Here is an 8,074-nt window from a genome sequence, read left to right as displayed (position 1 = left end):
TTGTCCCGCCAGGGGCACGGCTGGTTGGCTACGTTCGGCACAGATAACCGCTGAAAGCATCTAAGCGGGAAGCTGGCTTCGAGATGAGGTCTCCCACCGACCTTCGGGTCGGGTAAGGCCCCCACACGATGAGTGGGTTGATAGGCCGGACGTGCAAGCTTGGCAACAGGTGTAGCAGACCGGTACTAACCGGCCGAGAGGCTTACCACACCTCGCGACGTTCACTGTGGGGTTCTCAAGGTGTATCTTCTTACGTAATGCCCGGACAGTGCTGTACCAGCACTGTCCGGGTGATTTTTCATGTCTACGCCGACTGTTGCACACTGCGTGCTGATCGTGTGCGTTGCGGCGCGGGCGGGTATTCAGCCGCAGAGGTTCCCGCCCGGTCCGGGAGGTGAAGTACATGCGGCCCCAGCCTTGTGTGCTGCTCAAGTATGGTGAGCTGGCCATCAAGGGGCGGAACCGCGGTTTGTTCGAGCGCCATTTGCTGCGCAATGTGGAGCACGCCATGAGCGACGATGCGTCGCTTCGGATCCGTCAGCGTGCCGGCGTGCTGGCGTTGTCGTCCCGGCTGCCGCAGCAGGAGCTGATGGAGCGTGCGCGGCAGGTTATCGGAATCAGTGTGGTGCAACCTGCGCTGCGTGTACCGAGAACTCCGGAAGATGTTGCGGCTTCCGCGGTGCGAATGCTGCATGAGCGGTTCGGTGCGGGGCATGCAGGTAGCACCGAGTACAGCTTCGCTGTCCGTGCGAGGCGCAGGAACAAGGATTTTCCGCTGACCTCGGAACAGCTCGCCGCGCATGTGGGGCAGCGGGTATGTGACGAGTTCGGCTGGCCCGTCGATTTGGGCAGTCCCCGGATCGAGGTCATGGTCGAGGTCGACCGCAACGAGGTCTTCGTCTCCGTCGAGAAGTATTCCGGGCAGGGTGGCCTGCCGGTGGGTTCCAGCGGCCGCGCCCTGGTTCTGTTGTCCGGTGGATTCGACTCGCCGGTTGCCGCGTATCGGGCCATGCGACGGGGACTGCACTGCGATTTCGTACATTTCACCGGCGCGCCGTACACGGGACCGTCTTCGAGTTACAAGGCTTATGCGCTGGTCCGTCAGCTCAGCCGGTTCCAGCCCGACATGCGGCTGCATGTGGTGCCGATCGGCACTGCGCAGCGGTCGTTGGCCACTGCGGGTGCCGGGCAGTTGCAGATCGTGGCGCAGCGCAGGTTGATCGTGCGCGCAGCAGACGTGCTGGCTCACCGACTGGGTGCGGAGGCTCTCGTCACGGGGGACAGCTTGGGGCAGGTTTCCAGCCAGACGTTGAGCAATCTCGCCAATACCGAGTCCGCTTCTTCGTTGCCGATCCTGCGCCCGTTGCTGGGTTATGACAAGGATGAGGTCATGGCCGAGGCTCGACGGGTCGGTACGGGCGAGATTTCCGCTTTGCCGGATGAGGATTGCTGCAAGCTGATCATGCCTCCGCGGGTGGCCACGCGTTCCACGCCGGAGCAGTTGACCCGCCTGGAGGGACGGCTCGATCTCGACGAGCTGGTGGAGAAGCTGCTGACCAACGTGCAGGTGCTGTCTCCGGAGGAGCTCGCTCCCGCTTCCTAGCAGCGCTTTGTTCCTTCCCTGAGGTTCTGGGGGACGGGGCTGCACCCGGTTCCCGGCGTGAGGCGCCACAGCGGTGGCCGGTGTACCACGCCGATGTGCGGATCAGTCGTCGGCCACGGGCAGCGAGTGTCCGCCGGTGAGGTGAACCAGCTCGCCGTGGGTGGTCGGAAAGATGGTGCGGGGTGTGCCGCCGGCTGCCCAGATTTCCGGATATTCGGCGAGCGCGGTATCGACGACGGTTGGCAGGGGTGCGGGATGGCCGACGGGAGCTACTCCACCGATGGCTTGCCCGGTGGCTTCTCGCACCTGCGCGGGGGTGGCGCGCTCCAGTGGTGGCCAGGACAGGTGAGCGGCCAGCTTTTCGGTGTCGACACGATGACGTCCACTGGACAGGATCAGGACCGGCTTGTTGCCGGAGCGGAAGACGAGACTGCCTGCGATGGCTCCGACTTCGCAGCCGAGGGCGGCGGCGGCTTCGACGGCGGTGCGTGTCGAGTCCGGCATTTCGCGGATCGTGCCGGTAACGCCCGCATCGGCAAGGGCGCGCGCCACGTGTTGGCTGCATTCCGGGAGCATCGTGCTGTCCACGCGTGACCTCCTTGCCGTCGGCTGATCCTCGCCAGGATACGAAGCCTCCGGACAGCTGCGCTCGCGGGCGTGGTGTCAGGTGGTGCTGTGTTGTTGGATGAGGCAGTGGGCCATGGGTTTGGCGCGGCGGGCGGCGTGGCGGTCGCCTTCGGCGGCGGCGACGATGGAACCTTTCATGAGGATGTGCCAGGAGTGGGCGAACTCTGCCGGGCAGGTCAGCCCGGCACGTTCGGCCCGTTGCCGCACGAGGGCGCGGATGTTGTCCAGGTACTGGGCGCTGGCCCGGCCCAGCGGATGCTCGGGGCCGTGGCCGTGCATTTCCAGCAGCACGTTGATGAACGAGCAGCCCTCGAAGTCGGTGCGGTGAAACCACTCGTCGAACACGTCGAAAAGGGCCAGCAGCTGCTGCTGCGGCGTGGCGCCGCGCCGGGCGGATTCGACGGCGATGAACTCGCGGGTCCAGCGCTGCTCGCGCTCGGCCAGAAAGGCCAGCACCAACTCGGTTTTGGACGGGAAATGCCGATACAGGGTGGCCTTGGCCACCCCGGAGCCGGCGATGACCTCGTCGACACCGACGTCGCCGACCCCGCGCCGGGCGAACAGCGCATAGGCGGTGTCCAGAATGCGCTCCCGCGGACCCGCACGCGCAGACACATCACCGACAGTAGCCATATGTTTTCACTGTAGCTCGGTATCCGGAGGGCGCTGGGCGTTGTGGGGTCGAATCACACCGATTAGACAGACTTGTCTGTCTTCCTTAGGGTTTGTGGTGGCTGGTTGAGCAAGTAGCCGGCAGACCGACCGCGTGAGGGTTTGCCGCGTCCTTCGACGAAGGGCACGACGCTGGGGTCCCTGGTCGGCCATCCTCGGTTGTGCTGCTCGCGATGGATACGCGGTGGGCACATCGACACGGAGGAGAGTTACGTGTTCAACGATGCCTCGGCTACCGACCACCTCGGCTTTTTCGGCGCCGACCTTTCCGCGGATGGCGTAGCAGCGTCCGGGGACGGGCAGACCCACCCGCGGGGGCCGCTGCGGGTGACCACGACACCGGTGGAGCAGCTACTGCTGGGAGAGCTGGTTCTGCAGGGATCTTTCGGCCCGCAGCAGGTGGCCGAGGACGTGCCGGAATCACTGCCTGCGTTGGCGTGCGAGGTTTGTGGGCACCGGTTCCTCCGGGAACTGGAGCGGCACGAGTGGGGCATGTGGAGGCTGCTCGTGCGGTTGGAATGCCAGGTATGCGGAGCGCATCGCGTGGTGGACGAGTGACGGGTGCAGTGAACCGTCCGCTTTGTGGCTGTGTCCGGGCCCGGGCGATACTGGCGCTCGGTGAGTGACACTGTCGGCCGGGGTGATCCGCTGCGCGCGCTGACGTCGTTGCGCGCGACGCGCTGGTTCACCGATGAGGACGTCAGCGAGACCGATCTACACCGGATCCTGGAGGTCGCGCGGTGGACGGGGTCGGCGCGTAATCGCCAGCCGTGGCGGTTCCACACGGTTCGCGATGCCAGTGTGCGTGATGAGTTGAGCAGGTGCGGGGCTTATGCCCTTCATGTGCGGGGCGCGCCTGTGGTGGTGCTGCTGGCTCTGGATCGCAGCGGGGCGGATGCGGAGTTCGACGGCGGGCGGGTCGCGCAGAACATCATGCTCGCGGCACACTTCCTCGGGCTCGGTTCTTGTCCGGTCACGTTCTTTCCGGAGCACAATGCCGATCGGGTCGCCGAGCGGCTGGACCTGGCCGAGCCGTGGCGGGTCCGCACCGGTATCGCTCTCGGCCATCCCGCTCCGGCGCCGACCGGGGAGTCGGCCATCCCCTCGGGCCGTCACCCCTTGGACATCCTGTGGCAGGGAGAGTGAGCATCTCGTTGCTACACCAAGGTGTTCACCACGCCGGACTTCGGTCTCTTCTGCGGTCGTAGGTGCCGTGCTTGAGAGCGGTCAGGAACGAGTGCCAGCGTGCGGGAGCGAGGGTGAGCTGCCCGCCCTGGCGAGCCTTGGTGTCGCGTACTCCGATCGCCTCGATGGTGAAGCCTACCTCGACGCAGTTTCCGCTTGGGCCGCTATAGCTGGACTTTTGCCACGTGATCATGGGCAGTCCTCTCATGCCTGTGCATAGTTCTCGATGAGCTTGATGCTGTCTTCGACATTCAGGGCTCGCTCTTGCAAGTGGGTGAAGACTGTGCTGAGAGCAGAGACAGCTTCTTGCTCGTCCACCAGGTGACCTCCGACTGCATATTCCTGATATGCCGTAGGTGGCCAGGTCTCGGGTGGGAAGTCGAGGAGTGTAAAGCTGCCGGTCATCGAGCTGTGTAGACCTGTCCTGAACGGCAGGACCTGAAGCAGGATGTTCGGCTGCTGTGCTGCCTCTACGAGATGGCTGAACTGGGTGATGGCCAGGGTGGGATCGCTGGCGCATCTGGCGAGTGAAGCCTCCGAGATCACGGCTGTCACCTCCAGTGGCTCTTCGGCTCTCAGCCGTTTTTGCCGCTCGAGGCGCAGCGCCACCTGCCTCTCCACTTCACTGGGATCGGTGATGTGGCTTCCGAGGACGTTGATCGCCCTCATGTACTCCTCGGTTTGTAGAAGTCCGGGCAGGAGTTCTATTTCGAACGTGCGGACCCGGCTCGCATCAGTCTCCATGCCGACGTAGTCACGGAACCAACTCGGAAGTCGATACGTTGACCACCAGCCGCGCTTGCGCGCTTCCTGCCGGGTTTCTTCGAGGAGTTTCCGATGATCGCTGGGCAGGCTGTAGTGGTCCATCAGGACCATGAGCTCGGTCTTGGATGGCGAGTTTCGTCCCGTTTCGATGTGGCTGACCTTGCCGGTTGAGCACCCGAGGAGTTCAGCGACCTGCTCGATCGAGCCGCCGGCAGCCGTGCGTAGCTTGCGCAGCTCGGCGCCGAGGGTCTTGCGCTGCAATGTGGGGCTCGCCATGGCACCGATCTTATCGGTACATCGAAGTTCACCCTAACGAATGACTTCAATTTGTGAAATTACGATTTATAGTCATGAAGGGAGTTGATCGTTAAGGAGGTTTGGATGTACGAGGGTTTGGTGGGGGATTGGCAGGGGCCGGTGGTGTGGTGGCAGCCGGTGCTGGGGGAGCGGCATGCGTTGTCGCCGGAGGAGCGTCCTCGTCCGGGGCAGACACGGGACACGGTGTGCGGGCTGAGTGTCACGCTGCAGGCGCCGTCCGAGGTGGATTGGTTGCTGCCGACCTGCGATGAGTGCTGGGCACAGGCCGTGGCTCGCCGGGATGATCAGGTGGCGCGTCAGCGTGAGCAGCGCGAACGTGAACGGCGCGCGCAGGCAGGAGAGCGAGCGCGTCGGGATGCGGATCGGCGGTGGCCGCGGTGATCGGGGAACCGCTGTTCGTGCTTGTCTCACCGCTGGGTGGGATGTCTGTCGGCGCGAGCGTGCTTGCTGCCGTGGTGGCGCTGGCCGGGGTGTTGCCGTTGCGCGGCGGCAGCGGGCAGCATGCGCACGCGGGGCCGGGAACGTTGACCGTATGGCAGCTGTGCCTGCCGGAGGAGTCGGTCGCGCAGGAGTGGTACGGGGATATCGCGCCGTTGCGCGGCTGCGAATTCGAGGCGGAGACCACCTCAGGTGGGATCGCCTGGCCGCGGCCGACCTGGCCGGAAGGCATCGATCAGAGGCCGCGCGTGTTGGAGCCCGGACAACTGCGGGAGGAACCCGTGTCCCGCAGCGAGCCCACCGAGTCCGGATACGTCGGCCGCCACCGGCTGATCCACCCGTTCGAGGAGTTCCGCGTCGACCTGGTCTTCCACGCTTGCTGACCGGGCCCATGTGTGAATACCGGTAAGAATCCACTCCGGACCATTCGAGGGTCGGCATTGCAGCACCATGCCGCGATGCCGACCCTTTTTGCTGTTCGATCTCGGGTGGCTGTCGCCGGATGTCGCCTTTGTGGAGTGTGCTCACGGCACTATTCCGGGCTGTGCTCCGGTGCTGCGCCGTTCGGGTGAGCGGAGGGTAAGCGAGAGGCCACGTTAGAGTGTCGATCGTCATAGTTCCGGTATGCCGGTTCTGCTGACGTTCGGTGTCGTGGTCGTGCAGGATGTGCCCGACCGGTGATCACGTCCGCACGGGGGAGGTACGCGTGACTCAAGCACAGGGTGGTTTCGGCGTCGACCGCGACGCGCTCATGGCCGCCATCAAAAAGCTCGAAGACATCAGGGACAGGGCGGAACAGCTTGGTCAGGAAGCGCTGTCGATGGAACCGGGGGAACTGACCGCCAAGGACGTCAGCACGCTTCGGGCGCGGCAAATGTTCCAGAAGCGCATGACCGGGGGCGACGGATCTCTGCAGAGTTCAGCTGATGCGATTTACACGAAGCTGCAGGAGAAGATCGATGCGTACCGGGCTGTATTGGGCGAGTACGCGCGTGCCGATGACAACGCGGCCGTGGACGGGCAGCGACTCGAAGGGCAGGCCTGAGCACTGTGAGCATCCAATTAGCCAGGTTTCACCGGACTGCTGTGCTGGGAGCGGGACTGCTACTGACGGTTGCCTTGACGGCATGCTCTGGAGGGTCGGGAGCTGGGACTCCGTCCGATCAAAGTGGAAGGCAATTGCCTACCACGGCCCCATCAGGATCGGCGGCACCGGTGATCGCCAATCCGAAAGATGCGACAGCGATGAGCGTATGCAGCCTGCTCTCCTCCGAGGCAGCCACGACGCTCGGGCTTAACCCCACAGGAAAGAAAGAGTCCAAACTGACTGCCCCAAAGTCGCCGGACTCGTGCGAATGGGAAAGCCCGGGGAGTGGTGCAACGAAGGTTTCGATTACGGCCTTCAATGGTCGGTCGATCCAGCAATACTATAATAACTCTTCAGAATATTCTGACTTTGAGAAGTTGAGGATTGCAGAACATCCAGCTGTCCGGGCTAATAAAAATGATCCGATGGTGGGTGGAAGCTGTGCTGTCTTCTTGGCTTCGAAGGAAAACCAAGTGGTAATGGCATACGCACGTCTCAATGCCGAGGATACGGGCAAGGTCGACCCGTGTGGCATGGCGAAGAAGGCTTTTGAGTTGTCGGTGCCGTCGTGGCCTGCGGCGCAATGATTGTGGGGGTGTAGTCAATGGCTCCGACCAAGGGTAATGCCTGCATGCACGCGAGCCGTGCGGAGCATGCGCGGGCGCAGATGGCCGGTTCACCCGATGCTGTCAGTCTGCCTGCTCCGACAAGCCGCGCTGCAGACAGATTAAAAGCGTCGGCTGGTGTATTCCTGGAGATAGCCGAGGATATCGAGGATGCTCTGAACAAGGCCGAGGCGGCGCACTACGGTCGCACGGCCGACGCTGCGAACGCGTCGATTGCCGAGATCAAGCCGCATGCGGAGAAGGCTGCAAACACAGCACGGACCGTGAGCGATGCCCTGCAGGCGCAGGCCGGTCATCAGAACGAGACCTTCGGTGCGATCCCGAACGAGGGAGATAAGCTGTCGGATGGTCGGATGGCCCAGATCAAGGTCCCGCAGAAGGGCTGGGTCGAGGACTACGGCATCGACAATGTTCCGCTTCTCGGTGATGCGATGAGCGACTACGAGGAGCGTCTGGAGCGGTTCCAGGCCACCAACGACGAGGCCGACTCCGTCATGCGTCGCTACGGGTCGCAGACCGACGACGTTGTCGTGCGCACTCCCGAGTTCAAGCAGCCCACCCAGGAATCGGCGCCGCCCCCGCAGCAGCCGCAGCAGTACGGCGGCAGCGCCGCCGGTGCGATGGCGGGTGCCGGTTACAGCTCGACGCCGCAGATGAATGGTTCTGCTGCGGCGGGGTCGTCGTCGGTGTGGTCCTCGGGTGGGGGTGTTGCGGCTGGTGGGTCGTATTCTCCGTCGGGGGGTTCGGTGCCGG

11 protein-coding genes, 1 rRNA gene and 1 pseudogene are annotated in these 8,074 nt (G+C 64.1%); 9 read left to right on the top strand and 4 right to left on the bottom strand.

Annotated features, from left to right (window positions below):
* Together DFQ14_RS21560 and thiI are read left to right on the top strand one after the other, a co-directional pair.
* Positions 1 to 210, top strand: a 23S ribosomal RNA gene (locus DFQ14_RS21560); the annotation flags it as partial.
* A 193-nt stretch (positions 211 to 403) separates the two neighbouring features.
* Positions 404 to 1,603: a tRNA uracil 4-sulfurtransferase ThiI gene (gene thiI, locus DFQ14_RS21555; protein ID WP_114455172.1), complete on the top strand. Its 1,200-nt coding sequence runs from the start codon at positions 404 to 406 to the stop codon at positions 1,601 to 1,603.
* A gap of 102 nt (positions 1,604 to 1,705) precedes the next feature.
* On the opposite strand, the gene DFQ14_RS21550 is transcribed toward thiI, so the two are convergent.
* Together DFQ14_RS21550 and DFQ14_RS21545 are read right to left on the bottom strand one after the other, a co-directional pair.
* The gene (locus DFQ14_RS21550; protein WP_179951638.1) at positions 1,706 to 2,179 is read right to left on the bottom strand and encodes a YbaK/EbsC family protein; all 474 of its coding nucleotides are present in this window, start codon (positions 2,177 to 2,179) and stop codon (positions 1,706 to 1,708) included.
* Positions 2,180 to 2,266: 87 nt separating this feature from the next.
* On the bottom strand, positions 2,267 to 2,845 hold the full coding sequence (locus tag DFQ14_RS21545; RefSeq protein ID WP_420810216.1) for a TetR/AcrR family transcriptional regulator: 579 nt from the start codon (positions 2,843 to 2,845) through the stop codon (positions 2,267 to 2,269).
* A 270-nt stretch (positions 2,846 to 3,115) separates the two neighbouring features.
* Here DFQ14_RS21545 and DFQ14_RS21540 point away from each other — a divergent pair, with 270 nt between their 5' ends.
* Together DFQ14_RS21540 and DFQ14_RS21535 are read left to right on the top strand one after the other, a co-directional pair.
* Positions 3,116 to 3,460 carry a hypothetical protein gene (locus DFQ14_RS21540; protein ID WP_114455169.1) on the top strand — a complete coding sequence of 115 codons (345 nt, stop codon included), beginning with the start codon at positions 3,116 to 3,118 and terminating at the stop codon, positions 3,458 to 3,460.
* A gap of 60 nt (positions 3,461 to 3,520) precedes the next feature.
* Positions 3,521 to 4,048, top strand: a complete 528-nt coding sequence (locus DFQ14_RS21535) for a nitroreductase family protein (protein ID WP_114455173.1) — start codon at positions 3,521 to 3,523, stop codon at positions 4,046 to 4,048.
* 25 nt (positions 4,049 to 4,073) lie between these two features.
* On the opposite strand, the gene DFQ14_RS21530 is transcribed toward DFQ14_RS21535, so the two are convergent.
* Entirely contained in the window at positions 4,074 to 4,280 is a 207-nt protein-coding gene (locus DFQ14_RS21530; RefSeq protein ID WP_246195874.1) for a DUF397 domain-containing protein, read from the bottom strand.
* 11 nt (positions 4,281 to 4,291) lie between these two features.
* Positions 4,292 to 5,128 (bottom strand): helix-turn-helix domain-containing protein, encoded by an 837-nt coding sequence (locus tag DFQ14_RS21525; RefSeq protein WP_114455167.1) that lies wholly within the window; start codon positions 5,126 to 5,128, stop codon positions 4,292 to 4,294.
* 105 nt (positions 5,129 to 5,233) lie between these two features.
* On the opposite strand from DFQ14_RS21525, the gene DFQ14_RS21520 reads away from it, so the two are divergent.
* From DFQ14_RS21520 to DFQ14_RS21730, 5 genes and pseudogenes are all read left to right on the top strand, one after another.
* Positions 5,234 to 5,551 carry an HC3 family zinc finger protein gene (locus tag DFQ14_RS21520; RefSeq protein ID WP_114455166.1) on the top strand — a complete coding sequence of 106 codons (318 nt, stop codon included), beginning with the start codon at positions 5,234 to 5,236 and terminating at the stop codon, positions 5,549 to 5,551.
* Entirely contained in the window at positions 5,539 to 5,991 is a 453-nt protein-coding gene (locus DFQ14_RS21515) for a hypothetical protein (RefSeq protein ID WP_114455165.1), read from the top strand. The genes DFQ14_RS21520 and DFQ14_RS21515 overlap by 13 nt, the downstream gene beginning before the upstream one ends.
* Before the next feature lie 323 nt (positions 5,992 to 6,314).
* Complete coding sequence (locus DFQ14_RS21510; RefSeq protein ID WP_114455164.1) at positions 6,315 to 6,653, top strand: hypothetical protein; 339 nt, start codon at positions 6,315 to 6,317, stop codon at positions 6,651 to 6,653.
* A gap of 5 nt (positions 6,654 to 6,658) precedes the next feature.
* Positions 6,659 to 7,282 carry a DUF3558 family protein gene (locus DFQ14_RS21505; RefSeq protein ID WP_158546749.1) on the top strand — a complete coding sequence of 208 codons (624 nt, stop codon included), beginning with the start codon at positions 6,659 to 6,661 and terminating at the stop codon, positions 7,280 to 7,282.
* A 17-nt stretch (positions 7,283 to 7,299) separates the two neighbouring features.
* Positions 7,300 to 8,074, top strand: a pseudogene (locus DFQ14_RS21730) (hypothetical protein); the annotation flags it as partial.

The sequence above is a fragment of the Halopolyspora algeriensis genome (assembly GCF_003337235.1).
Classification (GTDB): Bacteria; Actinomycetota; Actinomycetes; order Mycobacteriales; family Pseudonocardiaceae; genus Haloactinomyces; species Haloactinomyces algeriensis.
Note: the sequence above shows the minus strand (reverse complement) of the source record. Positions and strands in the feature narration are given on the sequence as shown.